The organism is Streptomyces marispadix, assembly GCF_022524345.1.
GTDB lineage: Bacteria > Actinomycetota > Actinomycetes > Streptomycetales > Streptomycetaceae > Streptomyces > Streptomyces marispadix.
In genome coordinates, this window is the sequence record NZ_JAKWJU010000002.1 from 6,444,266 (window position 1) to 6,470,027 (window position 25,762).

The following is a 25,762-nucleotide window of genomic DNA, read 5'->3' on the forward strand; positions in this document are numbered from 1 at the left end:
CCGCGTCCCGCTGGGTCGTCTGACCGTGGTCAGTGGTGAGGGCATGGGTCTCACATGCCACTCATATTCCTCGGAGTCGCCGAAACGGTTGGCAACGTTGTCGCGTCATCCGCCACCGAGCGGCGGCATGCGATTCCGTGACCGACGTCGGCGCCAGTGGCCGGCCGGAGGAGGCAAGGCAGTTGACGAGTTCGAAGCGTACGAGGGGTCTTGCGGGTGCGGCAGTACTGGCCGTGGTGGCAACCACCGGCTATATGACGGCCGTTTACGCGACGGACAGAGCGGGCCGGTCGGTGCCCGACGCGGCCGAGGAGCCGGAGAAGATCGACTCTCGCATCATCAAGGAGACCGAGAACCGCACGGTGATCGAACTCAAGGACAAGCGCCAGGTGTCCCTTGAGTATGTGCGGAAGAAGGGGCTGGTTGAGCGGCACAAGCCGGCCAAGGGCGGCGACTGGTCCGCGCCGAGCACGATCCACCCGACCAAGACCGAGTCCTGCCAGGACATCGACGCACGTGCGCACGGCAGTACGGTCACGGTAACGGCCGACTGGGGTCTGTACTGCTCGGACGGCGAGCCCCCGCAGGAGTCCATTGCCGCCGTGGGCGTCGGCGACCTCACCGAATGGGACACCGACCTGGCCAAGGGCTTCGACGGCTGGCCCCCCGCCAAGATCTACGACGCCGGGAACAAGGTCCGGTTCGTGGACAAGAGGTGGGACGGCACCACCACGCTGACCTGGAAGAAGAGCGCCGGATTCGGCGAGCCGTCGGACGTCTACAAGCCCATCCCCGGGCGCTTCGTGGGCGGTTGGCGCGCGAAGGACGGCAGCCACCGGCTCACGTTCACACAGGCGGCCCCGCAGAAGCGCCCCTCGCTGACCATCGAGACCCTCAAGGGCAAGCGGTGCATGGGGACCGGCCCGGTGACCAAGAACTCTGTCAAATCCGTCGAGTTGAGGGACTTCGACGTCAAGGAGGGTGCGGAGACCGAGAACTGCCCGCCAGAGCTGTATGAGACCGTCTTCAACGCGGAGACGGCGGACGGTGCCATGCAGCTGATGGAGTTGGGTGCCTCCCAAGCCTCTGGTGACCTACGAGCGGGACGACAGCGGCCGCTGACGGAGCGCGGTACCTGATCACCGGTCCGTCGAACTGGCCGGTGCCGCGCTCAACGTTCATCTCCTCGCCGGGCGCACAGCTTCTGGTCCCCGGAGGGTCCCCAAACCGGGGCCGCAAACTGCATCTGCGGATCGTGCGCTGACCCCGTAGGTGACACAGAAAAGCCCGCTGACCTGGAGATTTTCTCTCCGTCAGCGGGCTTCACCGTGTTTGTCGGGACGGCGGGATTTGAACCCACGACCCCTTGACCCCCAGTCAAGTGCGCTACCAAACTGCGCCACGTCCCGGTGCCCGGCCCGGCCCGGGGCTTGGCCCTTGCCGGTCGCGCACGAAGAACAATACATGACGTCCGACGGTGCTCGCGCACCCCTTTACTGGGCGTGAAGCAGGCGGGGACGGGGCCCTGGCCTGGGGGCGGGCCCGGGTTTGGGCCAGGGGGCGGGGGGAACTGCGGGCAGCGTTCCCGAAGGTCCCCGAGGCAGGTCTGGAGTGCTCAGCCGTGAGCCGGTCCCGCATAGTCATCGTCGGAGCTGGATTCGCCGGATACAGGGCAGCGAGGACGCTCTCACGCCGTTTCCGCGGGGCAGCGGAGATCGTTCTGATCAATCCGAACGACTACTTCCTCTACCTGCCCCTGCTGCCCGAGGTCTCCGCGGGCGTACTGGAGCCGCGCCGGGTTTCGGTGTCACTGGCAGGCACGCTGCGTGGCGTGCGGCTCGTGCTCGGAGAGGTGGACGGGGTCGATCTGGCCGCGAGGAAGCTCTCGTACGTGGACCCGGAGGGAGCGAGCGGCGAGCTGCGTTACGACCGGCTCGTACTGACCGTGGGCAGCGTGAACAAGCTGTTGCCCATCCCAGGCGTCGCGGAGCATGCGCACGGCTTTCGCGGCATGCCGGAGGCGCTGTATCTGCGCGATCACATCACGCGGCAGATCGCGATGGCGGCGGGAGGCGAGGACCCCGCGGAGAGCGACGCGCGCTGCACTTTCGTGGTGGTGGGCGCCGGTTACACGGGGACCGAAGTCGCCGCGCACGGAAAGCTGTTCACCGATTCGCTCGCCAGGCAGCACCGCCGTGCGGGCAGCGGACTGCGCGGCGACCGGCTGCCCCGGTGGATGCTGCTGGACATCGCGCCGCGTGTGCTGCCCGAACTGGACGAGCGTCTTTCGCGGACGGCGCACCGGGTGCTGACCAAACGGGGTGTGGAGGTGCGTACGGGCACGTCCGTGAAGGAGGCCACGAACGAGGGAGTCCTCCTGGACGACGGGGAGTTCGTGCCCACGCACTCGCTCATCTGGTGCGTCGGCGTACGCCCGGATCCGCTGGTCGAGGAGACCGGACTGCCCTCGGACAAGGGCAGGTTGTGCGTCGACGAGTATCTCCAGGTGCCGGGGCATCCTGAGGTGTACGCGTGCGGGGACGCCGCGGCAGTACCGGACTTGACGCATCCGGGCAAGTACACGCCCATGACCGGGCAGCACGCGGTACGGCAGGGGAAGACGGTCGCGCAGAACGTCGCCGCGTCCTACGGCTATGGCGAACGGCGCCCGTACAAGCACAACGACCTGGGCTTCACCGTCGACCTCGGCGGACTACAGGCGGCGGCCAATCCTTTCGGCGTGCCGCTGTCGGGGCCGCTGGCCAACGCGGTGATGCGCGCCTACCACTTGGCGGCGCTGCCCGGGAACCGGGTGCGCGTGGCCTCCGACTGGCTGCTGGACGCTGTGCTGCCGAGGCAGGCCGTCCAACTGGGGCTCGTACGGGCGTGGTCGGTGCCGCTGGAGTCGTCGTCCCCGGAGACGGCACACGCGCCGGCGTGGTCCGGGCACGGCTACGGACCGGATGGGAACGCGGCGGAAAAACCCTCTCAGGGGTGAGCGAGATATCCACAACTCCCGCACCATCCACAGAAAGTAGCGGTGCAGAACCCTCGGTGACGGCTTCGGGCTAGCTTGTCTTCGGGCTCGGCGAGAGGCGCCGGGCACGGACGAGCGCAGAGGAGGGCCCATGCACGGGGGGCTGCCGTTCATCGGTGTCAGCGTGCTGGTGTACGGACTGGTCGGAGCCTTCGCCATAGCGCGCGAGACCTTGCGGCGGTGCGGGCGGCGGCGGACCGCCGTACCGCTGGAGGCGCCCGGAGCGGGCGGTGCGGCGGCGGCCGTACGGGGGGTGAGGGCGTGAGCGGCGGGCGCATGAGCGGAGCTTCCACTGGCGGCACGGGCGTACGCCGCCGGGGCGTTTCGGTGATCATTCCGGCGCATGACGAGGAGGCCGGGCTGCCGGGCCCACTTTGGAGTCGGTGCTCGCTCAGTCCGTCCCGCCGGAGCAGGTGATCGTCGTGGACGACGCCTCGCGTGACCGTACGGGCGAGGTGGCGCGCGGCTACGGCGTGACCGTGCTGCGCCCGCCGCAGAACCTCGGCAGCAAGGCCCGCGCGCAGAACTACGCGCTGCCGCACTGCACGGCGGAACTGGTGCTGGCCGTCGACGCCGACACGGTCCTCGCGCGGGACTACATCGAGCGGATGCTCCCGGCGTTCGACGATCCGGAACTGGTCGTCGCCGCGGGCAATGTGCAGACGCGCTTCGCCCGGACGGTGTGGGAGCGCGGTCGCTCGGTGGAGTATCTCTTCGGATTTCACTGGCACCGGCCGATCCAGCAGCGGGCCAACAGCCCGATGGTGTGCTCCGGTTGCTGCTCGGTCTTCCGCAGACGGGTGCTGGCCGACTTCGGCGGCTTTCCCGAGCGGACCATCGTGGAGGACATGGACTTCACGTGGTCGCAGCAGATCGCCGGACGCCGGGCGCGCTACGTCGGTGACGCCGTCGCCTGGGCCGCGGACCCGGAGACGCTGCTCTACCTGCGAAAGCAGGTGTGGCGCTGGATGGCCGGCTTCTGCCAGAACGTACGCCTGCACACGGGGCAGTTGGTGCGCAGGAAACCGATGCTCGCAGTGTGGGTCCTGCTGGCGATACTGGAGATCCTCACTGCGCCGTTGTGGTGGAGCGCGCCGTTCGTCCTCACCCTCGGGCTGGGGCGTCCCGTGGTGCCTACCGCGCTGTGGTGGCTGGGCGCCGAGTTGGTGTTCACGCTGCCACCGCTGGTGTACGCGGCTCGCAGACGCCGACTGCCGCTCATAAAGGTGCTGTTGAACATCCCCTGCGTCTATCCGGCGAAGATCGTCAATCTGCTCTACGCCTGGAAGGCCGTCCTCGTCGAACTGGTCCTCGTTCCGCTGCGGCTGTCGCGAGGTCTGACCGTCTACGAGAAGGGGGGGGGGCCGGTGCCCGTATGAGACCTGGGTTTCCGTGGGCCGGGGCCAGGTATGGGTGAGCGCTGGGCGACGCCGGGCCGTCAGTCGATGAGCGCAAGTCCCGCGTAGTTCTCGGCGAGTTCGGTGGCGGCCGCCCGCGAGGAGGCGATGCGTTCAAGCTGGGAGAGCTGAAGCCGGGTGTCGAACTGCGACTGGCCGGGGGCGGTGTGCAGCGTGGTGGTCATGAAGTACGAGAAGTGCTCGGCACGCCACACCCGTCGCAGACGGTCCTCGGAGTAGCTGTCCAGAGCGCTGGTGTCACCCGTCGTTTGATGGCGGGCGAACGCGCGGGCCAGGACCGCGACGTCGGCGACGGCCAGATTGAGGCCCTTGGCTCCGGTGGGCGGCACGATGTGGGCGGCGTCGCCCGCGAGGAACAGGCGCCCATGGCGCATGGGTTCGGTGACGCTGCTGCGCATGGGCAGTACGGCCTTGGCGGTGATGGGGCCCCGGTTGAGCCTCCAGGCGGGGTCGCCGCTGAGGGCGAACCGGGCGTCGAGTTCGTCCCAGATGCGCTCGTCGGGCCACTCGCCGGGGTCGGTTCCGTTGGGGACCTGGAGATAGAGGCGGCTCACGGATGGCGAACGCATGCTGTGCAATGCGAAACCGCGCGGCGAATGGGCGTAGATCAACTCCTCGCAGGAGGGAGGTGCGTCGGCGAGGATGCCGAGCCAGGAGTACGGATATTCGCGCTCGTAGGTGCGGGCGACGGATTCGGGGAGCGCGCCGCGTGAGACGCCGTGGGAGCCGTCGCATCCGACGACGAAGTCACAGCGCAGGCTCCGCTGGCGGCCCTCGTAGGTGTAGTGCAGCGTCGGCCGGTCGTCGATGTGCGGCTGCGGCTGCGGCTGCGGGTCCGGAACGGGGGCGGGAGCGAGGCCGGTGAGGGAGGTGACCTCGGCGCCGAAGAGCAGGGGGGCGCCGTCGGAAAGTTCGGAGAGCTGAAGGGAGATGAGGTCTTTGACGATCTCCGTCTGCGCGTAGATGGTCACCCGGCGGCCGTCGGCCAGAGTGGGGAAGTCGATGTGCTGCGAACGTCCGTCGAAGCGCAGCTCGATACCGTCGTGCACCAGGCCTTCGCGGTCCATGCGGGCCCCGGCGCCACAGTCGCGCAGCACGTCGACGGTCGTCTGCTCCAGCATCCCCGCCCGCTGTCGCTGCTCCACGTATGCGCGGTCCCGGCACTCCAGGACGACGTTCGGGATGCCGGAGCGGTGCAGCAGCCGGGAGAGCAGTAGTCCGGCCGGGCCTCCGCCGATGATGCCGACGGTGGTCTCCTCCGGGACGTCGACGGCGACGGGCTGCTGGGCGGGCTGCCGTGCTGCGGTGGGTCCGTCCGTCATCGCACATCTCCGAGGAGAGGGGGAGGGGCCGTGAACAGGTTCTCGGCTGTGGCGCACATGCGGTGATCGTCTCAACGGTTCGGGCCGCTTGACCAGACCTTACGGAACGCTGACATACGTGCCGGTAGCGCCTTTCGGGGACTTCGCGGTCCTAACGTGGCCTCATGCGCGTACTGGTGACAGGCGGTTCGGGGTTCATCGGGTCTCACATCACGACCGTGCTGGAGGCCGCGGGGCACGAGCCCGTGGTGTTCGACACAGGCGCGGGTGACGGGGGGAGCCGCGGTGATGTACGCGACCCGATGGCTGTGAGAGCGGCTCTGCGGGGGGCTGACGCCGTCTGTCACCAGTCCGCGCTCGTGGGGTTGGGCAAGGGGTTCGCGGATGCGTCCGCGTACGTCGGCAACAACGACCTGGGCACGGCCGTGCTGTTGGAGGAGATGGCCGGGGCCGGGGTGGACCGGCTGGTCCTCGCCGGTTCGATGGTGGTGTACGGAGAGGGGCGGTATAGCTGTCCGGTCCACGGGGAGGTGCGGCCCGGGCCCCGGTCCCTACCGGACCTGGACGGGGGCCGCTTCGAGCCTCCGTGCCCGCGGTGCGGTGCCGCGCTCGAACCTGAACTCGTCGGTGAGGACGCGCCGGCCGACCCGCGGAACGTCTACGCCACGACGAAGCTGGCGCAGGAGCATCTGGCGGCAGCATGGGCGCGTGCCACGGACGGGCGGGCCGTCAGCTTGCGGTACCACAACGTCTACGGGGACGGGATGCCGCGCGACACCCCTTACGCGGGTGTGGCCTCGTTCTTCCGTTCGGCGCTGGAGCGGGGCGAGGCGCCGCGCGTGTACGAAGACGGCGCGCAGCGGCGGGACTTCGTCCACGTCGACGATGTGGCGGCGGCGAACCTGGTCGCGCTGGAGGCGATCGGCGAGCTGCCCGGCGGCGGGCTCCGGGCGTACAACACAGGCAGCGGCGAACCGCACACCGTGGGCGAGATGGCGCATGAGCTGGCGGAGGCGTTCGGCGGGCCGAAGCCGGTGGTGACGGGGGAGTACCGCCTGGGGGACGTGCGGCACATCACCGCGTCGTCCGAGCGTGCCCGGCGTGAGCTGGGTTGGAGTGCGCGCGTGACGTTCGCGGAGGGGATGGCGCGGTTCGCGAAGGACGAACTGGCGGTCGTGTCCGGCGTGCCCGGAGTGCCCGCCGGGGAGTAGCGGCGGGCTCCTGAACGGCTGGGGCTTAGTGCCTCGCTTCCAGCGCGGTCGAGATCGCCGGTCCGGCCTCAACGCAACGTCTTCGCGGGGGAGTTGACGCAAGCCCCGGGCGGCCAGACGCCAGCGCTCACACATGTGCGGTGCTGTGCGTCCTGCGAACTGCTGACCGGAGTCCCGCCAGGCGTGTTTCCGGGCACCGGTTCCCCGGCCTGCCGTTACGGAGCCTGCTGCGCCCGGCATGCTTGCACGCCGTACGAACAACGCACGCGTCCCCGGCGCCGCGAGGCCCCGGCCCAAGGACCCGGCCCGGGACCCGGACCCGGCCCCGGACGGACCCAGCGCCCCGGATCTCAGTGGGCCGTCGGGAGTGTCACCTCGAAGCGGCAGCCGCCAGGCACATTGCGTACGGCGGCCCGGCCCTTGTGTGCCTCGACGATGCCCCGCACGATCGCAAGTCCCAGCCCGGCACCGGCGGGTGGAGTGCGGGCGTCGGTGCCGCGCCAGCCGGTGTCGAAGACGCGTGGAAGGTCGTCGGCGGGTATGCCGCCGCAGCCGTCGGTGACCGACAGCACCACCGTGTCTTCCTCCTGCCGGGCGGCCACGGCGACCGTGCCGTCGGCGGGGGTTCGGTGTATGGCGTTGATGAGGAGGTTGGCCAGGACGCGGGACATCTCCTTGCCGTCCACTTCCACGGGGATCTGCTCGACGCCTTCGTCGGCGAGGCGTACCCCCAGTTCGCAGGCGAGGGCGTCGGCTCCGGCGATGGCGTCGCTCACCAGGTCGTAAGCCGAGATGCGGGTGGGGGAGAGGGTCAGGGAACCGGCCTGGATACGGGAGAGTTCGAAGAGGTCGCCGACCATGCCGGAGAGGCGTTCGACCTCGCCGCGTATCTGCCGGTGGTAGCGGGCCGGGTCCTCGGCGATGCCGTCTTCGAGTGCTTCGGCCATGGCACGCAGTCCGGCCAGAGGCGAGCGCAGGTCGTGGGAGATCCAGGCCACCAGTTCGCGGCGGGAGGTCTCCAAGGCGCGCTCGCGTTCGCGGGAGGCGGCGAGTCGGGCGCTGGTGTCCGCCAACTGCCGGGAGAGGGAGGCGAGTTCGGCGGGCATGGGCGTGGTCGGCTGTACGAAACCGTCAGTTGCGCCGCTCGCGCCGTCCGTCCGCTCCCTGTCGCCCGGCGAAGTGCCGTTAGCGGACGCTCCTCCCAGCGCGCCCCGGCTCGCGATGCCGTCCCTGGCGCCGCCGCCCCGGTCGTCACTCGCGGCTGCGCCGCCGGCGAACCCTCCGGAGGTGCCGCCCGCGCCCGTGTCGCCGACTTCGCCGAGTGCCCGTGCCGCCTGTTCCAGCGCACGGTGACCGCCGATGACCCAGCGTCCGAGCAGCAGCGCGGTGGCCGTGGCGGTCACGCCTGCCATGGCGCATACCGTGGTGACGACGCCCAGGTCGTGCTTGTTGAGCAGCATCGCCCATGCCACCGACAGCGTTCCGGCCAGTACGGAACCCACGGCCACGGCGGTGAGCACGGCCAGCGAAACGGCCACGGACCGTCGCCGCAGCGCCCGCAGTGCCAGCAGCCCCGCGAGCCCGACGGCGGCGGCACCGAGCGCGGCGTAGAGCGCGATGAGCAGCAGATCACGCATCCCGGCCTCCACCCTCGGACCCGCCACGGGCAGCACCGCTCCCGCCCGTGCGACCCCTTGCCGTACCGTCGTCCGCGCCGGTGGGCGGCGTACCGTCGCCGTCCCGCACCCCGTCGTCGAAGCGGTAACCGACGCCCCACACCGTCGTGATGAGTCTCGGCTGTGCGGGATCGGACTCGACCTTGTGCCGTAGTCGCCTGACGTGCACGGTCACGGTCGACAGGTCGCCGAAGTCCCATCCCCAGACATCGGCCATCAGCTCCTCACGGCTGAACGCCCGGCCCGGGTGCCGCAGGAAGTGCGCGAGCAGATCGAACTCGCGCAGCGTCAGCGCCAGCGGTCCTCGCGCGTCGGAGACCGTACGGGCGGCGGGGTCGAGCGTGATGCCGCCGCCGGTCAGCAGTGGGCCCTCGGGCGGCGGCGCTCCCGCGCGGCGCAGTACGGACTCGACGCGTAGCACCAGTTCACGCGGTGAGAACGGCTTGGTGACGTAGTCGTCGGCGCCCACCTCCAGGCCGAGGATGCGGTCCTCCTCGTCGCCGCGTGCCGTCAGCATCACCACGGGCACCGGCCCGTGCTCGCGCAGCTTCCTGCACACCTGGAGTCCGTCGAGGCCGGGAAGCATCAGATCCAGTACGACGAGATCGGGCGGGGCGGCCCGTGCGCGGGAGAGGGCGGCCATGCCGTCCGCGGCCCGGTCGACGACGAACCCGGAGCGGTCGAGATAGCCCGCCACGACTTCCGTGACCGTCGGATCGTCGTCCACGACCAGGACCCGCCGGGCCGGCGGGGAAGGCTGCGTTCGCATACGTGGAGTCTGGCACCCGCTCGGTGAGGGCGCTGCGGGCAAGAGGGCGCCGGGGCGCGGATGTCAGCTTTCCGTAAGGTGCGTCGGCCCGTTATGTCCGTTCTGGGTTCGTAGGGTGAGGCGCATGCAGACCACCGTCAACTCGCAGTCCTGGCAAGGCGACCTGGTGCTTCCCTGCCTCAACGAGGCGGAGGCGCTGCCTTGGGTGCTGGAGCGCGTTCCGGCCGAATGGCGAGCGGTCGTCGTCGACAACGGTTCCGACGACGGCTCCGCGGACATCGCACGGGAGCACGGCGCCACCGTCGTGCATGAGCGGCGCAGGGGGTTCGGAGCGGCCTGCCATGCGGGACTGCTCGCGGCCGAGGCCGAGTTCGTGGCCTTCTGCGACTGCGACGCCTCGCTCGACCCGGGGATGCTGCCCCGCGTCGTCGACCCGGTCGTCTCGGGAGCCGCGGATCTCACGCTGGCGCGGCGGCGTCCGGCCGGACGCGGCGCCTGGCCGCTGCACGCCCGGCTCGGCAATCGCGCGCTGTCACGCATGGTGCGTCGGCGAACGGGCGTGCGTCTGCACGACCTTGGGCCGCTGCGTGCCGCCCGCCGCACGGCGCTGCTCGAACTGGGCCTCACCGACCGGCGCAGCGGATATCCGTTGCAGATGGTGGTGCGTGCGGCTGACGCGGGCTGGCGCATCACGGAGACGGAAGTCGACTATCTGCCCCGCGCGGGCAAGTCGAAGGTGACCGGTACCTGGCTCGGCACATGGCACGCCGTACGGGACATGAGGGCGGTGCTGCGATGACCGGCGCACGCGCCACCGCGGGCCCATCGACAGCCGGGGCCGAAGCGTTGCCGCTGCACACACCAGCGGTCCACCGCGCAACGGCAACGACACCGGCACCGGCACTGGCATCGGCACCGTCGGCGACGACCGTTCTCGTGATCGCCAAGGAGCCTGTCCCCGGGCGGGTCAAGACCCGGCTGACGCCCCCGTACCGTCCCCAGGACGCGGCCCGGCTGGCGGAGGCCGCGCTCGCGGACACCCTGGAGACGGTGGCCCGGCTCGCAGTGCGCAGACGCGTGCTGGTGCTCGACGGGCGCCCGGGGCCGTGGCTGCCCGCCGGGTTCGAGGTGGTGCCGCAGTGCGGGGGCGGCCTCGACGAGCGGATCGCCGCCGCCTTCGGCCGTTGCGACGGCCCGGCACTGCTCCTCGGTATGGACACCCCGCAGATCACCAGCGCCCTGCTGGCGGACGCCACCGGCGACAGTGCGTGGCAGGACTGCGACGCCTGGTTCGGCGCTGCCGAGGACGGCGGGTTCTGGGCCCTCGGCATGGCACGCCCGCAGCCTCAACTCGTCCTCGGTGTACCGATGTCCAGAGCCGACACGGGCGCCTTGCAGCGCCGGCGCCTCGTCGACGCGGGACTGTCCGTACGGGATCTGCCGACGCTGCGGGACGTGGACACCGCCGCCGACGCCGCCCGCGTCGCCGCGCTCTCCACCGGACGCTTCGCCTCCGTACACCGCGAGGTCGCCGGGACGGTGACCGCGTGAGCGCACCCGCGCCGCCCTGGTGTACGGAACGGGACCCCTACGCCGACGCGTTGCGTTCCGGGCGCGGGCCGCTGTTCCTGCGGCGTACCGACGGATGGCTGCTGCCGCTGGAGGTGGAGCGCTGGTGCGCGGGCGCCGACGAGGCCGACATGAGCGTGCTGCGGCGTTGCAGCGGCGCCGTACTGGACATCGGCTGCGGTCCCGGGCGGCTGGTGGCCGCGCTGGCAGCGCTGGGCGTGCCCGCGCTGGGCGTCGACACCTCTCCGGCGGCGATCGCCCGTACACGCGGAGCGGGCGGCGCGGCCTTGCAGCGGTCGGTGTTCGATCCGCTTCCTGGCGAGGGCCGCTGGCAGAGCGCCCTGCTGCTGGACGGCAACGTCGGCATCGGCGGCGATCCGTCGAAGCTGCTGGCCCGGATACGTGAACTGCTGGCGCCCGACGGGCTGTTGTACGTCGAGGCCGCGCCCGCGGAGGTGGAGGAGCGTACGGAGGTGCGCCTTGACGACGGTACGGGCGGGCGGGGGCCCGCGTTCCTCTGGGCGAGGCTCGGCCGCGGCGCGCTGAGGGAACGGGCGGTCGGTGCGGGCTGGCACGTGAGCGAGGAATGGCGGTGCGGCGAGCGGCCGTTCATGGCTCTCGGGCCCAGCGCCGGCCCCGGTCATTCCGGTACGGGAGCCCCTGGCGGTGCCGGCACGCACGGCTGACGGCGACGAGGCGACAGAGGACGAACACCCCCGGCGCTTACGGTCGTTGACCCCGCACGGCCGCAACTGGCCGCACGGCCCGGGACATCCACGCATCCACGCCCCCGCTCACCAGCCCGTGATCAGCAGATGGTTCACCGTGAGCGCGAGCGCCGCCTGCGCCGCCAGCCACCACCGTCCGGCCGGCTCGGGGAGCAACGCCGTAGCAGGCAGCAGCCACAGCGTGAAGGGCAGCCAGATGCGTTCCGTCTCGCCCTTGCTCATGCCCGAGAGGTCCGCGGCCAGCAGACAGCACACGCCTCCCGCGACGAGCAGCAGCAGGGCACCGCGTTCCGGTGCGACCCGGGCGACTCCCCTGGAGACGCAGGCAGTCGCCCGCCGCAGCGACGCGACGACCGCGGGCCCGGCGACGGCGGTTTGCGCCGCGAGGTTCGCCCATACGAAATAGCCGTACGGACGGACCCGCGCGGCACCCTGGTAGTAGCGCTCGACAAGAGTGGACCAGCCCTCCCACCACCAGAAGCCGGACGCGGTGAACCACACGAACCAGGGCGCCATCCCGCACAGCACCAGCAGGACCAGCGGGACCAGCGGCACCGGTCGCATAGGCCGCTCAAGTCGCTTCTGCGGCAAGGGCGTTGAGCCCGGCGCCTGCGTCTTCGCTCCCGAATTGCCACGACCCTGTGTCCGTGCCGCCGCCAGTACCGCCAGCGCGAGGAATCCCGTCAGCACCAGCCCGTACGACAGATAGCAGACCAGCCCGAACAGCAGCCCCGAACCGAGCGCGGCCTTCGCCGGTGCCCGCACGCTGCCGGTCGCGGCCAGCGCGAGCAGCGCCGACGCCCATGCGGCGACCGCCGTGAAATAGCCGTCCGCGGAGACCGCCGTCCACACCGCGGACGGAGCGAGCAGCGCGTAGGGCACGAATCCGCGAGCCAGGCTCTCCGACGCCAGGGAACGTACGGTCACCAGCAGCGCGGCCACCGCCGAGGACCCCACCGTGATCACGAAGACGGAGGCCCACACGCCGCCTCCGAGACCCGCGCGGTCGAGCCCTACGAAAGTCAGCAGCGCCGCGGGCGGGTGACCGGCCACATGCGGCGGCCAGTTGTCCGGGGCGTCCAGGAGGATGCGGGCGGTGAAGCCGCGCAGCGTGTCACCGATGCCGTGCACGTCGCCGACGGATTGCAGGTACTCGTAGCCGGTGGTCAGACGTGTGGCGACTCCCCGGTGCCAGCCGTCGACGAGCGTCAGCGACCAGTTCCACGCCATAGCGCCCGCCCACGACGCGAACAGCAGGGCACGCCAGCGGAGCGTGCGCGCCAGGCGCGGCCCGTAGGCGATCACCAGCACGGCGACCGCGGGCGCGGCCACGCTGCCGGGTCCCAAGTGCGGTTCCCAGTACGCGTACAGAGGCGGCCAGCGCAGTCGCAGCGTGTTCTGGCTGTCGGCGTAGTCGCGCCCGATGAGTGCCGCCGTCGTGAACAGCGCCATGGCGCCGAGCACCACGGCCAGATCAAGGGCGAGGCGACGGCGGTCCGTCGGCCTTGAGGAGGGACCGCTGACGGTCCGGGGGAGAGGCCCGTCGCCGCTGTCCGTCCCGGGCCGGTCGGTCGATGTACTCACCCGCTCACCGTAGGGCGCTGACCGGCGCCCCAGTGGGCACGCGGCGGGGATGTCACCGTGCCGTCAGATCGGCGGCCTGACGGCGTCACGCAGCGCAGCCGTCACGGCGGCCACCGCCGGATCGCGTGCCGCGCCCGCACGTGCCGCGACGGAGATCCTTCGCGTAAGCCGCAGTCCGGCAACTTCGCACAGCGGTACGTCAGTCGACAGCGGCTCGGCGACCAGCCTGGGCACGAGGGAGACACCCAGTCCCGCCTCCACGAGCGACATGATGACGGTGAAGTCGTCGCTGGCGTAGTCGAGCCGGGGCTCGAACCCGGCCTGCTGGCAGGCGCGTTCGAGCACGGTCCGCAGGGCGTCGTCGCTGCGCGGGGCGATCCAGGGCTCGTCCGCGAGATCCGCAAGCGCGAGCGGGGAGTCGCCGAGCCGTTCGTGACCCGGGGGCAGCGCGGCCATCAGCGGTTCCTCCAACAGCCGCTGAAGCAGCACGCCTTCGTCGGGCAGCCTCGGCAGCAGGTTGTACTCGTAGACCAGGGCCACGTCGCACGTGTGCTGCCGCAGACCGCGCAGCGACTCCTCCGGTTCACGCTCGTCGAGCTGTACGCGCAGATCGGGATGGGCAGCGCGGCATGCGGCGATCGCAGGGGCGGCGAGTGCGACGGCGGCGCTGGGGAAGCTGCTGAGCCGCACGGTGCCGCGCACGCCCTCGCGCAGCGCGGAGACCTCGGCACGCGCCCGTTCCAGCTCCTCCAGGACCCGCTCGGTGGAGGCGACCAGGACCCGGGCGGCCTCGGTGAGGACCACCCGCCGTCCGTCGCGCACGAGCAGCGGAGTGCCCGCTTCCCGTTCCAGCAGCGACAGTTGCTGTGACACCGCGGACGGAGTGAGGGAGCACGCCTGGGCCGTGGCGGCGATCGTCCCGTAAGCCGCCAGTTCCCTCAGCAGACGCAGCCGTCGCACCTCGTAGAACATGTAGTCACGCTAACGCTCACCATCGGAAATCGTCGCTGGTTGTGCGGGGTTCGGGACGCTCACACTGGCGCCATGACAGCCGATCTCCTGGCTCCCGACGCCGGTGGTACGGGCGGCGCCGACCGTGCCGCATCCGTATCCGCGACCGCCTCCGCCGCGGCGCCCGTCCTCGGCGGCGCCGCATCCCCGGTCCCTGCCGCCGAATTCGCGGGCCGCATCGCCGCGTTGCGTGCCGCGATGCGCCGCCGCGGGCTGGCGGCCCTGGCCCTCGCCAGCCCGGAGAACGTCCACTATCTGCTGGGCCTGGACCACTTGGGCCACTTCGCCTTCACGCTGCTGGTGCTTCCACGGAGCGGCCCGCCGGTGCTCGTGGCGCGCCGCATGGAACGCCGCACGCTGCGCGAGCAGGTCCCGCACGTACGCCACGCGCTCTACGGCGACGGCAGCGACCCCGCACGCGTCGCCGCGCGTGAGCTGGAACGCCTCTGCCCGGCCGGGAGCACCGTAGGCGTCGAGGAGCAGTCCATGGCGTTCCCGCCCGCCGTGCTGGCCCGTATCCGCGGCCGCCTTCCCGGGCTGTCCTGGGCGGACTGCTCCGCGCTTCCCGCGAGGCTGCGCCGCGTCAAGTCGCCCGCCGAGGCGGCTCTTGTACGGAGTGCCGCCGAGGTCTCCGGTGTGGCGATGAGGGCGGCGCTGGACGCCGCCGATGTCGGAGTGAGTGAACGGTACGTCGCAGCGCAGGTCCAGCGCGCGATGACCGAGGCGGGCGGGCAGCAGCCCGGCTTCGTACCGCTGATCCGCTCCACGAGCAGGCTCGGCCAGGAACACGTCACGTGGCGCGAGCATCGGATCGCCCCGGGGGAGGGCCTGTTCGTGGAGCTCTCCGGGTGTGTGCACCGCTACCACGCACCCATGAGCCGCACCGTCTACTGCGCCGACCCGCCGCCGGACGCGCATGTGGCGGCGGACGCCGCGTTCGCCGGGCTGGCGGCAGCACGTGCGGCGCTCGTCCCGGGCGCGCTCACGGGCGCGGTGTACGCGGCATGGTCCCGTGCCGTCGAGGAGGCGACCGGGAGGCGGCCGCGCCGTCACCACTGCGGCTATCTCACCGGCGCCGGGTTCCCGCCGAGCTGGGTCGGCGGCGGGCCGGTGCTGGGAATCCGCGCGGGAGGGCGTACCCGCGTACGCGCCGGAATGGTCTTCCACCTCATGTCCTGGGTCGAACACCCCGCCGGATACGTCGTGTCGGACACCGCGCTCGTCGGCCCGAGCGGCTGCGAACTGCTCACCGGAACGCCCTTCGCCCCGCCCGGACTGCTCGCTCCCGCGGCGTTCCCGGGACCGGCGGAGCACTGACGGCGCACCCGCGCGCTGCCCGCCCCGTTCCAGCTCCGTACTCGCACCCGCCCCGCACCGCCCATGTCCCGAGGAGGCCGCCATGCGCATCACCCGTGTCCGCGCCACGCCCGTCGCCATCCCCTACCGCACCGACGAGGTCTGGGCGTTCGGGCGCCGTCGCGGCCTGGTCGCCCTGCTCGTCGAGGTCGACACCGACGAGGGACTGACCGGTCTGGGCGAGGCCGCGGCCTATCCGTCGGCGGACGCCGTGCTCGGCGCGCTGCGCGCCATGGAGCCGCTGGTCGTCGGCTCGGACCCGCTGCGCATCGAGCAACTCGTCCAGCGCATCGACGTCGTGGGCACCTACCACCACACCGGCTCCTCCAGCCCCGCCGCGGCGGCGCTGGAGACCGCGTGCTGGGACCTGCTGGGCAAGTCGTGCGGCATGCCCGTGGTGAGTCTCCTGGGCGGCCGGTTCCGCGACCGGGTGGAGTTCTTCCACTACGTCGCGGCCGGAGACCCGGCCGAGGTGCGCGCGGAGGGGGCACGGGCCGCCGGTGCGGGTGCCCGCGTGTGCTATCTCAAGGTGGGCTCGGACGACTTGGACGCCGATCTCGCGAGGCTCGCCGCGCTCCGCGAGGGCGCGGGGGCGGACATGGGCATCCGCGTCGATGCCAACGAGGCGTGGTCGGCGGGCGCGGCCGTACGGGCAGTGACGGCGATGGAGGAGTACGGGCTGGAACTCGTCGAGCAGCCGGTGTCCGGACGCAACCTGCCCGAGATGGCGTACGTACGCTCCCGCATCCACACTCCCCTTCTTGCCAACGAGGCGTCGTGGACGCGCTCCGACCAGTTCGCGGTGCTGCGCGAGGGCGCCGCGGACGTCGTCTCCGCCGACCAGCAGATGGACGGCGGCCTGCTCAACCTCAAACGCTCTGCCGGGATCTGCGCGGCGGCCGGAGTGCCCGTCGTCAAGCACTCCCTCGGCGAACTGGGGGTCGCCGTGGCGGCAGCCGTGCACGTCATCGCCTCCACCCCCGGCTTCCGCTTCGCGAACCAGGGTTACGGGGCGCTGCTGACCGACGACATCGTGACGGGCGGCTTCGCGGGACCGCTGGAGAACTACGACGAAGGCTGCCTCCAAGTGCCGGACGGACCGGGACTCGGAGTGGAGCTGGACCACGAAAAGGTAGGCCGGTACGCCGAGTTGTACCGGGAGGCAGGCGACGGCTTCTCCTTCCACGACCCGCTCGCGCTCAGCCGGGCACCCGCGCTCCCCAAGCGGTAGGCCGCGTACGCGGCGCGGCCCGGACTCCCAACGGAGAGAGGTCCCAGGGCGGTTGGGATCATTTCGTCCGTACCGGCCCGCCCCGAACCGCGCGACCGGAACCGACGGAAAGAAGAAAAAATGCGTCGACAGCGCCCCATCGCACTCGGCACAGTGGCCACCCGTGACGAGCAGTGAACTGTGGACCCGTGAAGCCGCCGACCGCTACGACGCCGAGGAGACCGGGAGTTCCTCGGCCGCAGTGCTCGGACCGGCTCTCGCCTTCCTCGCCGAACTGGCCGGAGACGGCCGGGCACTGGAGTTCGCCGTCGGAACGGGACGCGTGGCCGTCCCGCTACGGGAGCGTGGCGTGCCGGTAGCGGGCATCGAACTGTCCGAACACATGGCAGCCGTCCTGCGCCGCAAGGTCGACGAGGACACGCTCCCGGTGACCGTCGGCGACATGGCCACCACCGTGGTCCCCGGCGAATTCACCCTGGTCTATCTCGTCTACAACACCATCACGAACCTGCTCACGCAGGACGAGCAGGTCGAGTGCTTCCGCAACGCCGCACGTCATCTGGCACCCGGCGGCCGATTCGTCGTCGAACTGGGCGTGCCGCCACTGCGGTTCCTGCCGCCCGGCCAGCTCGCGGTGCCGTTCGACGTCTCCGAGCGGCATGCCGCCTTCGACACCTTCGACCTCGTGGAGCAGACGCTCGTCTCGCACCACTTCACCCGTGACGACGACGGCCGCTACCGCCGCGACCTCTCACGGCATCGGTACGCCTGGCCGGCGGAGCTCGACCTGATGGCCCGGATCGCCGGACTCGAACTGGAACGACGCGTCGCGGAGTGGGACGGGACACCGTTCACTCAGGACTCCACGAAACACATCTCGGTGTGGCGCAAGCCGACTTGAGGCCGGTCAGCGGGCCTGCGCCGTCAGCGAGCCGTGGAGCCTTCTAGGACTCCTCCCGCCGTTCCCCGGCCCCGGACTGTCCATGGCTGCCCGACGCCGCCCGAACCGGCGGCATGAATTCCCGCACCAGCGTGCGGTGCCACCAGTCGCCGGTCTCCCGCCGCTCCTGGCGGGTCGTGAACCGGTAGCGGTACAGCAACGCCCTTACGTGCCGGGGCGGTTCACCGGGGAAGGGGTCGTGCCGCAGCAGCCGCAGCGTGTCCCGGTCGCCCTCCAGCAGCCGCGCGACGAACGGCTCGAACCATCCGGCCGCATAGGCGGGGGAGAGCGCCGCGAACCACATCTGCCAGTCCAGCCGCAGATGGTATGGGGCGAACTGCCGCGGCATACGGCTCACGTCGCCGGGCTTGCCGCGGAACTCGTACTCCCGCCAGACCGTGTCCTCGCCGGGCTCCTCCTCGTCCGTGCCCTCGACGACGATCTCGTGCCGTACCCGGGTGACGCTGCCGAAGGCTCCGTAAGTGTTCACCAGATGAAGGGAGTTGAACGACGCGTTCATCTGCTGGCCCCGGCTGATCATGTTGCGTACGGGCCACTGGCTCAGCACCAGTACCAGGGCCGTCACCGCGCACACCACCACCACGTACCAAAGCGGCGGGTCCGCAACGGGCGGCGGCGCCCCGGCGAAGGCCGAACTGTCCACCGCCGCGAGGGCGATGACGATCGTCAGCCAGTTCAGCCAGGAGAAGTTGCCCGACAGCACGAGCCACAACTGGGTGACGATGACGACGGCGGCGGCGTAAGTGGCGACCGGCTGAGGCAGCAACAGTCCGAAAGGCACGACCAGTTGAGCGACGTGGTTGGCCGCGACCTCCACCCGGTGCAGCGGCTTCGGCAGCCGGTGGAAGAACCAGCTCAGTGGGCCTGGCATCGGCTGTGTCTCGTGGTGGTAGTCGAGGCACGTCAGTTCGCGCCAGCAGCGGTCGCCACGCCACTTGATCAGTCCCGCCCCGAACTCCAGCCGGAACGCCAGCCACCGCAGCAGCCACAGCACGAGCACCGGCGGCGCCGTACGCGCGTTGCCGAGGAAGATGGCGAGGAAACCCGCCTCCAGCAGCAGCGACTCCCATCCGAAGCTGTACCAGAGCTGACCCACGTTGACGATCGACAGATACGCCAGCCACAGCAGCGCCCACATCGCCATCGACGCCCACAGCGGCACGGCGTCGGCCGCGCCCGCCGCGACCGCCGCCGAAAGGGCCGCACCGCCCCAGCTCACACACGAGAACAGCCGGTCGGAGTAGCGCCACTGGAACAGGCTCGGCGACGCACGGAAGGGCACCCGCCGCACGAACCGCGGCACCGGCGTCAGCCCCCGCGTCCCGATCAGCGCACGGAACTGCGAGGCCGCCGAGAGGAAGGCGACCAGATAGACGACGGCCAGTGCCCTTTGAAGCACGAGCCGGCTCAGCCAGTAGTCGGAAGCCGCGAACCAGTCCATGGGGCACGGATACCACCGAGTGCGTGCGTCATGGGCCGGTGACGGCGGTGAGTCGTACGGGCCGCGGAAGCGGCGCTGCCCCGTGCGATGCTGTGGCTTTCCCGGCCGGGGCACCGCGTACGCCCAGGCCACCGGGGCGCTCGCAGGCACACGGCGCCGACGGAAGACCGCCGAGTCCGCAGAATCCTGGTGACCCCGAAGACCGAGGGGGCCGCCCGGATCGCGCCAGGCCGGGACGCCACTGGACCCTGGCCGCAGTGTTCGCCGAGGAGAGACATGCCGCTGACCGACATGCCGCTGGAGCAGCTACGCGAGTACCGGCCCGCGCTCCCGGAACCGGAGGACTTCGACGACTTCTGGGCCAGGACGGTCGAGGGGGCACGCGAAGCGGCATCTGCGGGAGCGGGGGCCGAGTTCCCGCTGGTGGCGGACTCCCCGCTGCGCACCGTGGACGTGCACGACGTGCGCTTCCCCGGCTGGGGCGGCCAGCCGGTCGCGGCATGGCTGCTGCTGCCGCGCGGCGCGGACGGGCCGCTGCCCGCCGTCGTCAACTACATCGGCTACAGCGGCGGCAGAGGGCTGCACACCGATCATCTGCTGTGGAGCGCGGCAGGCTACGCGCATCTCGTGGTCGACAGCCGCGGCCAGGGCCATGCCACGCCCGACCCCGATCCGGTGCCCGGACCCCAGTACGTGGGCGGCTTCATGACCCGCGGCATCGACGGCCCGGAGCACCACTACTACCGGCGTCTGATCACCGACGCCGTACGGGCCGTCGACGCCGTGCGCGACCACCCGGCGGTCGACCCCGGGAGGGTCGTCGTCACCGGCCACAGCCAGGGCGGCGGACTGGCGCTGGCGGTCGCCGCTCTGGCTGGTACGAGGGTCGCGGCGGCCCTCGTGGACGTGCCCTTCCTGTGCCACATCCGGCGCGGCGCCCAGCTCGCAACTGCCGGTCCGTACCCGGAGATCGCGCACTATCTCGGCGTCCACAACCGCGACGACACCGAGCGTGTCTTCTCCACGCTCGACTACTTCGACGGGCTGCACTTCGCCCGGCGGGCCGGCTCGCCCGCGCTCTTCAGCGTCGCGCTGATGGACCCCGTCTGCCCTCCGTCCACCGGATTCGCCGCGTACAACCACTACGCACATCCCGACAAGGACGTCGTCGTCTGGCAGTTCGGCGACCACGGCGGTGGACGGGGGTCGCAGACGCACCGGCAGCTTCGCTGGCTGGCGTCGCACGGGCTCGGGCCCGACGGAGCCGACGTTCGCGACGGTGCCGATGGGACGGACGGTGCGGACGCGGAACCTACGGGGAAGGCGGGCTGACGCGGGGCCGGGCGCCACGTTCGTGCCGGGCGGCTCAACTCGGCGTCCGCGCAACCTTCTCCGAGGCACCGCCGACCGCGACCCCCAGCACCACCAGCGTGATCCCGGCGAAGACCTCGTAGCCGTCGAGGAAGCCGACGCGGTGTACCAGGCCCCACATCGTGAACCAGCCGAAGAAGTGATGGGCGATCGCTCCCGCGCCCTGAGCGATCAGCAGGAAGGCCACGAACTCCAGGAATCTCTTCATGGCCGGAGGCTAGGAGGGCCTGTGCTGCCCGCGCGTCGTACGAAGGTATCCGCAGCGGTGACTTCCGTAGGCCCGCGGGCGCGTGCGGGCGCATGAGGCCGGGCGCGGGGAGCGGCGGTGAGATCCGCCGCCCCCCTGTCCGGTCACTGTGTCGCACTGCCGTCGGCGTCGGCCGGCCCTCGTCTCAACCGCCGCCGCCCGCATGAGGGAAGAGCGCCGTGAAGGCCCCGGCCGGATCGGAGAGCCCCCGGGCGAACGGCTCGTCGAAATGCCGTACGAGGAAGAGCAGGAACGCGATCAGCGCCGTGAACAGCCCGGCGAGCAGCAACTCCCTGCGGGAACGCTGGATCTGGAGCGCGAAGAGCATCCCGATCGACACCACCGCACCGGCGAACAGCCCGATCCAGACGACGCCCGGAAGGGTCGGCTGTGCGCTGTCGCCACGCCCGGTGCGTGCCGCGTCGACCGCCGCGACCCGGTCGGCGACAGCGGAGTACGTCTGCTCCTCACGCGGGGTGCGCGGCTGCCACGCCAGCGAGTCCTTGCGCAGTTCGGTCAGCAACTCGCCGCCGCGCCGGGTGAGTTCGCCGTGCTTCACCATGTACGGGTACTCCGTGCGGACCGTGTGGTCCACATAGGCGGCGACGTCCGACCTGATCCGCTCGCGCGGGCCCTCCGGTGCGACGCTCACCCGTTCATGGATCTCGTGGAGGGCCTGCGCCTCCTCCGTGGCCGCCGCGTCGGCGACGTTGCGTGCCTCCCAGACGCCCGCGATGGCCAGGCCCAGCACGATCGCGTACACCACCCCGGTCATCATCGTCATGTACTCGATGACGTCCGGAGTCTCCGAGGGGTCGCCGCCGTCCGTACGCCGCTCTCTCAGGACGACGAAGCCTACGACGGCCGCGCAGGCGACGAGGATCGCAAGGACGAGGACCAGCCATTCGGGCACGTTGCCTCCGTGTGGTGGTGGGACTGTTCGACGGGAGGGGGACGGGGGAGCTTGGACTCGGTCGAACTCGCGCAAGTACAGGGCCGGTTGGGGACAGGGCCGGTCGGGGAGAGCGGACCTGTTAGGGGTCGATGGCTGCCGGTGCCGGAATCAGGGGGCCCGGACTACGACGCCGAGGACGCTGGCCCGGAGCCCGAACCGGAGCCGCCGCCGGAGGAGTTGCCGGCCCCTCCGCTGCGGGAGCGAAGCGCGGCGGCGGCGAGCACGGCGGGGGCCACCAGCAGCAGGAGTCTGGTGGCCAGCGGCATCCGGCCGGTGTCGTGCGGCCGGATGGGATCGAGCCGGGCGGGCGTGGTCAGCCGCGAGTGGGTAGGCACGGGCGACGGTGACGGGGTGTCGTGCGCCTTCGGCGGTGGTACGTGCGCTTTCCGCGTGGCCGTCGGCCGAGGCATCGCGGGACCGGGCCTGGAGGGGGTCTCGCTGCTGGGCGACGGCTTCGGAGGGGGAGTGCTCGTGGGCGGCGGTTCAGGCGTGCCGGGGGACGGCGGCACGGGCGTCGGAGTAGGGGTGGGCGGCGGCTCCGGCGGCGGGCAGTCGCAGACCCCGGCACACAGCCGCGCGGCGACTTCGAGCTGTACGACACCGGCGACGGCCGTGACTGACGCGGCGTCGCAGCCGCAGCGTCGCGCCGTCAACTCGACGCGGGCGGCGGCCGACAGAGGCGGGAGCAATCCGTCCCGCGCGTGGCCGGTGACGCCGTTCCGGCCGGGTGTGGCTATGGGCCCTGTGCTCTCGGTGCCGTCCGGGGGAGCGGTCGAGGCGACGGCGGGGGCGGTGCAGGTAAGAGCAAGTGCCGCACCGGCCACGGCTGTTGATGCGGTGCGGTGCCAGTGGCGTCGTGTCACACGATCGATCATGTGGGCCGACGTGCGTGCACGGCACGGCATCCGTCGGGTAATCCCCCGAAGTGCTGAATCTTCCCCGTGAGCTTGACAGTCGGGAGTGCTCGCTCAGTGCGCCACCGCATACGGAAGCGGGTCGTTCAGCACCGTCCGTACGACCGAATGAGCCGCGCCCAGCGACGGGGCGTCGCTCCCGACCGCGGAGACCGCAACCTCCGGGACGTTGCCGGGCGTTGTCGTACGCTGCCGCAACTCCCCTTCCAGAGCGGGCAGAAGCCACGGCGCCAGGCCGGTCAGCGCACCGCCGAGCAGCACCGCACGCGGATCGAGGAGATTCGCCGCCCCCGCCAGCGCGATGCCCAGTGCCCTGCCCGCCCGGCGCAGTGCACGCAGCGCTGCCTCGTCGCCGTCGGACGCGCGGGCCCGCAGCCGCGCCAGGGCCGCGGTGCGCCCGCCCGCGCCGCGTACGGCGATGCCGGCCGCACGCAGCAACGCCGCCTCGCCCGCGTACTGTTCGAGGCATCCGGAGCCCCCGCACGCACAGCGGGGACCGTCGGGCTGCACCGGCACATGGCCGAGTTCACCGGCGAACCCCCGCGTGCCGCGCAGGAGTTCACCGTCGATGACGACCCCCGCACCGATGCCGACCTCGGCGGAGACATGGATGAAGTCACGCCGGGCGGAGCCCTCCCCGGCCAGCCAAAGCTCGGCCAGGGCGGCGAAGTTGGCCTCGTTCTCCACCGTCAGCGGCAGGGACGCGCCGGGCCCGCCGAGCCGTGCGCCGAGGTCCGTGTCGTACCAGCCGAGGTTCGGAGCCCGCACCACATTGGCGGAGGAGCGGGTGACGAGTCCGGGCACGGCGACGGCCAGTCCCGCCGGGCGCAGCCCCGCCGCGCCCGCCTCGGTGGTGACGCGGTCCACGAGCGAACTCAGGCGCCGCAGCACGGAGTCGGGGCCTGCTTCACCGTTCGGGGTCTCGTCCCCGATGCGGGCTCGTACCCGGCCGCCGAGGTCGACGGCGCACACCGTGAGATGGTCGACGCCGATCTCCGCGCCAAGCCCGCACGGGCCCAGTCCGGTCAGCGCCAGGGCGTTGCCGGGCCGTCCGACGCCGCCGGAGCGCCCCGGGCCCAGCTCGACGAGGAACCCGGCACGCAGCAGCTCCTCCACGAGCGTGGAGACGGACGCACGCGTCAGCCCGATCCGCCCGGCGATCGAGGCCCGCGAGACGGGACCGGCCCCCGCGACCGCGTACAGCACACGGGAGAGATTCCGCCGGCGCATCTCCTGCTGCGAGTTGGGCGGGACGACTGCCATCTGCCTAACGTCCGTTCCTCCGGGGCGGATTGGGATGGGGCCGGGTCGGCGGCCGGGCGCCGACGGGCTCCGCAGGAGGGCCGGGGGGTCAGCGCTGCCGCAGCAGCGTATCCGCCCCCGCGAGGGTCTCCGCGACACGGGTCGAGGTGGCCTCGTCCCGTGGCACCGCCTCGTAGGAGGGCCCCTGCGCGGTGCCCCAGCGCCGTGCCACCGCCGTCGGGTCCTCCTCCAGCAGCAGTCCCGCCGCCTGCGCCGCGGCGCCCAGCGCCACCAGCTCCTCGGCGCGCGGGACCTGCACGGGTCTGCCCGACAGGCGGCGTACGGTCTCGCGCCAGGCGGTGCCCTTGGCGCCGCCGCCGATCAGCAGCAGCGGGGCGTCTCCTTCGCCGCCGGTGTCCCGTCCAGCCCCGGGTGCACCGGACGGGTGGGCGCCCTGCGCGCCGGTGTCCCGCTCGTCCAGCACCTGGTCGAGCGCCCGCAGCAGGGCGAAGACAGCGCCGTCGTAGGCGGCTTGCAGCACCTGCCCCGGGGTGGTGTCGTGCCGCAGCCCGCTCAACAGGCCCGACGCGTAAGGGAGGTTGGGGGTGCGCTCGCCGTCGAGGAAGGGCAGCAGCACCGCCTCGCCGCCGCCCTCCACCGCCTCACGGTCGAGGGAGAGCAGCGCGGCCACCCGGTCCACGGCGAGGGTGCAGTTGAGGGTGCAGGCCAGCGGCAGCCAGTCGCCGCGTGCGTCGGCGAAACCGGCGACCGTCCCGGTCGGGTCGGTGGGGCGGCGCGTGGAGACGGCGTACACGGTGCCCGAGGTGCCCAGGCTGAGCACGGGCTGTCCAGGGCGAAGGCCCAGCCCCAGCGCCGCCGCCATGTTGTCCCCTGTGCCGGATGCGACGAGCGCCCCGGCCGGCAGCGGCAGATCGGGGCGCACGGTCCCGGCGGCCTCCCCGGGCGCCAGCACGCGCGGCAGCAACTTCGGTGACAAGCCGATGAGTTCGAGGATCTCCTCGTCGTAGGCGCCGGTGGAACTCGCCCACCATCCGGTGCCCGAGGCGTCGCCGCGGTCGGTGGTGCCCTCGCCGGTCAGCCGCCCCGTCAGATAGTCGTGCGGCAGCCGTACGGCGGAGGTGGCGGCGGCGGAATCCGGTTCGTTCTCGCACAGCCAGGCCCACTTGGTGACCGTGAACGCGGGTGCCGGGACGCTGCCGAAGCGGTCGGCCCATGCCGCCGGCCCGCCCAACCGCTCGATGAGACGGTCGCTTTGGGGCGCCGACCGTACGTCGTTCCACAGCAGCGCGGGGCGTACGGGCCGTCCGTCCGCGTCGAGGGTGACGAGGCCGTGCTGCTGGCCGCCGACGGAGATCGCGGACGCCTGCTGTGCGGCCGGGCCGCACTGTTCGAGAGCGGCGGTGAGCGCCTGCCACCACTCCTCGGGGTCGCTCTCGTGGCCCGGCCCCGGAGTGACGGTGTGCGGCGCCTGGCCCCGCGCCACGACCTCTCCTGTGGCGGCGTCCACGACCAGCGCCTTTGCTGACTGCGTGGAACTGTCCACGCCGATGACGAACGGTCCCTCTGGTGCGGCCATGATCCCCTCAGCCTCCTCGCCCCGGGTCTCTTCCCACGCTGCGGTCCTGGGCGCATACTAATTTGTCAACGGTCATGACTAATAGCTGTGCGCGCAAGGAAGCGCCACGGAGAGAGGGGCGG

Annotated in this window: 23 protein-coding genes and 1 tRNA gene; 12 read left to right on the forward strand and 12 right to left on the reverse strand. The window is 71.7% G+C overall.

Annotation, left to right across the window (positions count from 1 at the left end; genetic code table 11):
* Window positions 1–182: 182 nt before the first annotated feature.
* On the forward strand, window positions 183–1,139 hold the full coding sequence (locus tag MMA15_RS26795) for a hypothetical protein (protein WP_241062739.1): 957 nt from the start codon (window positions 183–185) through the stop codon (window positions 1,137–1,139).
* A 196-nt stretch (window positions 1,140–1,335) separates the two neighbouring features.
* On the opposite strand, the gene MMA15_RS26800 is transcribed toward MMA15_RS26795, so the two are convergent.
* Window positions 1,336–1,409: transfer RNA gene (locus tag MMA15_RS26800), tRNA-Pro, on the reverse strand.
* Window positions 1,410–1,621: 212 nt separating this feature from the next.
* On the opposite strand from MMA15_RS26800, the gene MMA15_RS26805 reads away from it, so the two are divergent.
* The 3 genes from MMA15_RS26805 to MMA15_RS26815 all read left to right on the forward strand — a co-directional run bounded on the left by MMA15_RS26805 (window position 1,622) and on the right by MMA15_RS26815 (window position 4,416).
* On the forward strand, window positions 1,622–2,998 hold the full coding sequence (locus MMA15_RS26805; RefSeq protein WP_241062740.1) for an NAD(P)/FAD-dependent oxidoreductase: 1,377 nt from the start codon (window positions 1,622–1,624) through the stop codon (window positions 2,996–2,998).
* A 130-nt stretch (window positions 2,999–3,128) separates the two neighbouring features.
* On the forward strand, window positions 3,129–3,302 hold the full coding sequence (locus MMA15_RS26810; RefSeq protein WP_241062741.1) for a hypothetical protein: 174 nt from the start codon (window positions 3,129–3,131) through the stop codon (window positions 3,300–3,302).
* Window positions 3,303–3,420: 118 nt separating this feature from the next.
* Complete coding sequence (locus MMA15_RS26815; RefSeq protein WP_241062742.1) at window positions 3,421–4,416, forward strand: glycosyltransferase family 2 protein; 996 nt, start codon at window positions 3,421–3,423, stop codon at window positions 4,414–4,416.
* Between the two features lie 59 nt (window positions 4,417–4,475).
* On the opposite strand, the gene MMA15_RS26820 is transcribed toward MMA15_RS26815, so the two are convergent.
* On the reverse strand, window positions 4,476–5,777 hold the full coding sequence (locus MMA15_RS26820) for a 4-hydroxybenzoate 3-monooxygenase (RefSeq protein ID WP_241062743.1): 1,302 nt from the start codon (window positions 5,775–5,777) through the stop codon (window positions 4,476–4,478).
* A 164-nt stretch (window positions 5,778–5,941) separates the two neighbouring features.
* Between MMA15_RS26820 and MMA15_RS26825 the strand changes: the two genes are divergently transcribed.
* Window positions 5,942–6,988 (forward strand): NAD-dependent epimerase/dehydratase family protein, encoded by a 1,047-nt coding sequence (locus MMA15_RS26825; protein ID WP_241062744.1) that lies wholly within the window; start codon window positions 5,942–5,944, stop codon window positions 6,986–6,988.
* A gap of 350 nt (window positions 6,989–7,338) precedes the next feature.
* On the opposite strand, the gene MMA15_RS26830 is transcribed toward MMA15_RS26825, so the two are convergent.
* Both MMA15_RS26830 and MMA15_RS26835 read right to left on the reverse strand, forming a co-directional pair.
* A complete protein-coding gene (locus MMA15_RS26830; RefSeq protein ID WP_241062745.1) occupies window positions 7,339–8,625 on the reverse strand; it encodes a sensor histidine kinase in 1,287 nt (428 codons plus the stop codon).
* Complete coding sequence (locus MMA15_RS26835; RefSeq protein WP_241062746.1) at window positions 8,618–9,433, reverse strand: response regulator transcription factor; 816 nt, start codon at window positions 9,431–9,433, stop codon at window positions 8,618–8,620. Before MMA15_RS26835 ends, MMA15_RS26830 begins: the two co-directional genes overlap by 8 nt.
* Window positions 9,434–9,557: 124 nt before the next feature.
* On the opposite strand from MMA15_RS26835, the gene MMA15_RS26840 reads away from it, so the two are divergent.
* Genes MMA15_RS26840 through MMA15_RS26850 form a run of 3 tightly spaced genes read left to right on the forward strand, consistent with a single transcriptional unit; the run spans window position 9,558 to window position 11,688 of the window.
* Window positions 9,558–10,232 carry a glycosyltransferase family 2 protein gene (locus MMA15_RS26840; protein ID WP_241062747.1) on the forward strand — a complete coding sequence of 225 codons (675 nt, stop codon included), beginning with the start codon at window positions 9,558–9,560 and terminating at the stop codon, window positions 10,230–10,232.
* Window positions 10,229–10,984 carry a TIGR04282 family arsenosugar biosynthesis glycosyltransferase gene (locus tag MMA15_RS26845; RefSeq protein WP_372498307.1) on the forward strand — a complete coding sequence of 252 codons (756 nt, stop codon included), beginning with the start codon at window positions 10,229–10,231 and terminating at the stop codon, window positions 10,982–10,984. The genes MMA15_RS26840 and MMA15_RS26845 overlap by 4 nt, the downstream gene beginning before the upstream one ends.
* Complete coding sequence (locus tag MMA15_RS26850) at window positions 10,981–11,688, forward strand: methyltransferase domain-containing protein (RefSeq protein WP_241062748.1); 708 nt, start codon at window positions 10,981–10,983, stop codon at window positions 11,686–11,688. Before MMA15_RS26845 ends, MMA15_RS26850 begins: the two co-directional genes overlap by 4 nt.
* A gap of 108 nt (window positions 11,689–11,796) precedes the next feature.
* Here the strand turns inward: MMA15_RS26850 and MMA15_RS26855 are convergent, their stop codons facing one another.
* Window positions 11,797–13,314, reverse strand: coding sequence for a hypothetical protein (locus MMA15_RS26855; RefSeq protein WP_241062749.1), 1,518 nt, complete (start codon window positions 13,312–13,314; stop codon window positions 11,797–11,799).
* 63 nt (window positions 13,315–13,377) lie between these two features.
* Window positions 13,378–14,286: a LysR family transcriptional regulator gene (locus tag MMA15_RS26860; RefSeq protein WP_241062750.1), complete on the reverse strand. Its 909-nt coding sequence runs from the start codon at window positions 14,284–14,286 to the stop codon at window positions 13,378–13,380.
* Between the two features lie 72 nt (window positions 14,287–14,358).
* On the opposite strand from MMA15_RS26860, the gene MMA15_RS26865 reads away from it, so the two are divergent.
* From MMA15_RS26865 to MMA15_RS26875, 3 genes are all read left to right on the forward strand, one after another.
* Entirely contained in the window at window positions 14,359–15,642 is a 1,284-nt protein-coding gene (locus tag MMA15_RS26865; protein WP_241062751.1) for a M24 family metallopeptidase, read from the forward strand.
* Window positions 15,643–15,724: 82 nt separating this feature from the next.
* Entirely contained in the window at window positions 15,725–16,912 is a 1,188-nt protein-coding gene (locus MMA15_RS26870; protein ID WP_241062752.1) for a mandelate racemase/muconate lactonizing enzyme family protein, read from the forward strand.
* A gap of 163 nt (window positions 16,913–17,075) precedes the next feature.
* The gene (locus tag MMA15_RS26875; protein WP_241062753.1) at window positions 17,076–17,813 is read left to right on the forward strand and encodes a class I SAM-dependent DNA methyltransferase; all 738 of its coding nucleotides are present in this window, start codon (window positions 17,076–17,078) and stop codon (window positions 17,811–17,813) included.
* Window positions 17,814–17,856: 43 nt separating this feature from the next.
* On the opposite strand, the gene MMA15_RS26880 is transcribed toward MMA15_RS26875, so the two are convergent.
* On the reverse strand, window positions 17,857–19,314 hold the full coding sequence (locus tag MMA15_RS26880; RefSeq protein ID WP_241062754.1) for a lipase maturation factor family protein: 1,458 nt from the start codon (window positions 19,312–19,314) through the stop codon (window positions 17,857–17,859).
* 276 nt (window positions 19,315–19,590) lie between these two features.
* On the opposite strand from MMA15_RS26880, the gene MMA15_RS26885 reads away from it, so the two are divergent.
* Entirely contained in the window at window positions 19,591–20,646 is a 1,056-nt protein-coding gene (locus MMA15_RS26885; RefSeq protein ID WP_241062755.1) for an acetylxylan esterase, read from the forward strand.
* Between the two features lie 34 nt (window positions 20,647–20,680).
* Here MMA15_RS26885 and MMA15_RS26890 read toward each other — a convergent pair whose 3' ends face one another.
* The 5 genes from MMA15_RS26890 to xylB all read right to left on the reverse strand — a co-directional run bounded on the left by MMA15_RS26890 (window position 20,681) and on the right by xylB (window position 25,640).
* Window positions 20,681–20,893 carry a hypothetical protein gene (locus MMA15_RS26890; protein ID WP_241062756.1) on the reverse strand — a complete coding sequence of 71 codons (213 nt, stop codon included), beginning with the start codon at window positions 20,891–20,893 and terminating at the stop codon, window positions 20,681–20,683.
* Window positions 20,894–21,077: 184 nt separating this feature from the next.
* Entirely contained in the window at window positions 21,078–21,845 is a 768-nt protein-coding gene (locus MMA15_RS26895; protein WP_241062757.1) for a bestrophin-like domain, read from the reverse strand.
* A gap of 164 nt (window positions 21,846–22,009) precedes the next feature.
* On the reverse strand, window positions 22,010–22,222 hold the full coding sequence (locus MMA15_RS26900) for a hypothetical protein (protein WP_241063558.1): 213 nt from the start codon (window positions 22,220–22,222) through the stop codon (window positions 22,010–22,012).
* Between the two features lie 633 nt (window positions 22,223–22,855).
* Window positions 22,856–24,064, reverse strand: coding sequence for an ROK family transcriptional regulator (locus MMA15_RS26905; protein WP_241062758.1), 1,209 nt, complete (start codon window positions 24,062–24,064; stop codon window positions 22,856–22,858).
* Window positions 24,065–24,152: 88 nt separating this feature from the next.
* Window positions 24,153–25,640: a xylulokinase gene (xylB, locus tag MMA15_RS26910; protein WP_241062759.1), complete on the reverse strand. Its 1,488-nt coding sequence runs from the start codon at window positions 25,638–25,640 to the stop codon at window positions 24,153–24,155.
* Window positions 25,641–25,762: the final 122 nt, after the last annotated feature.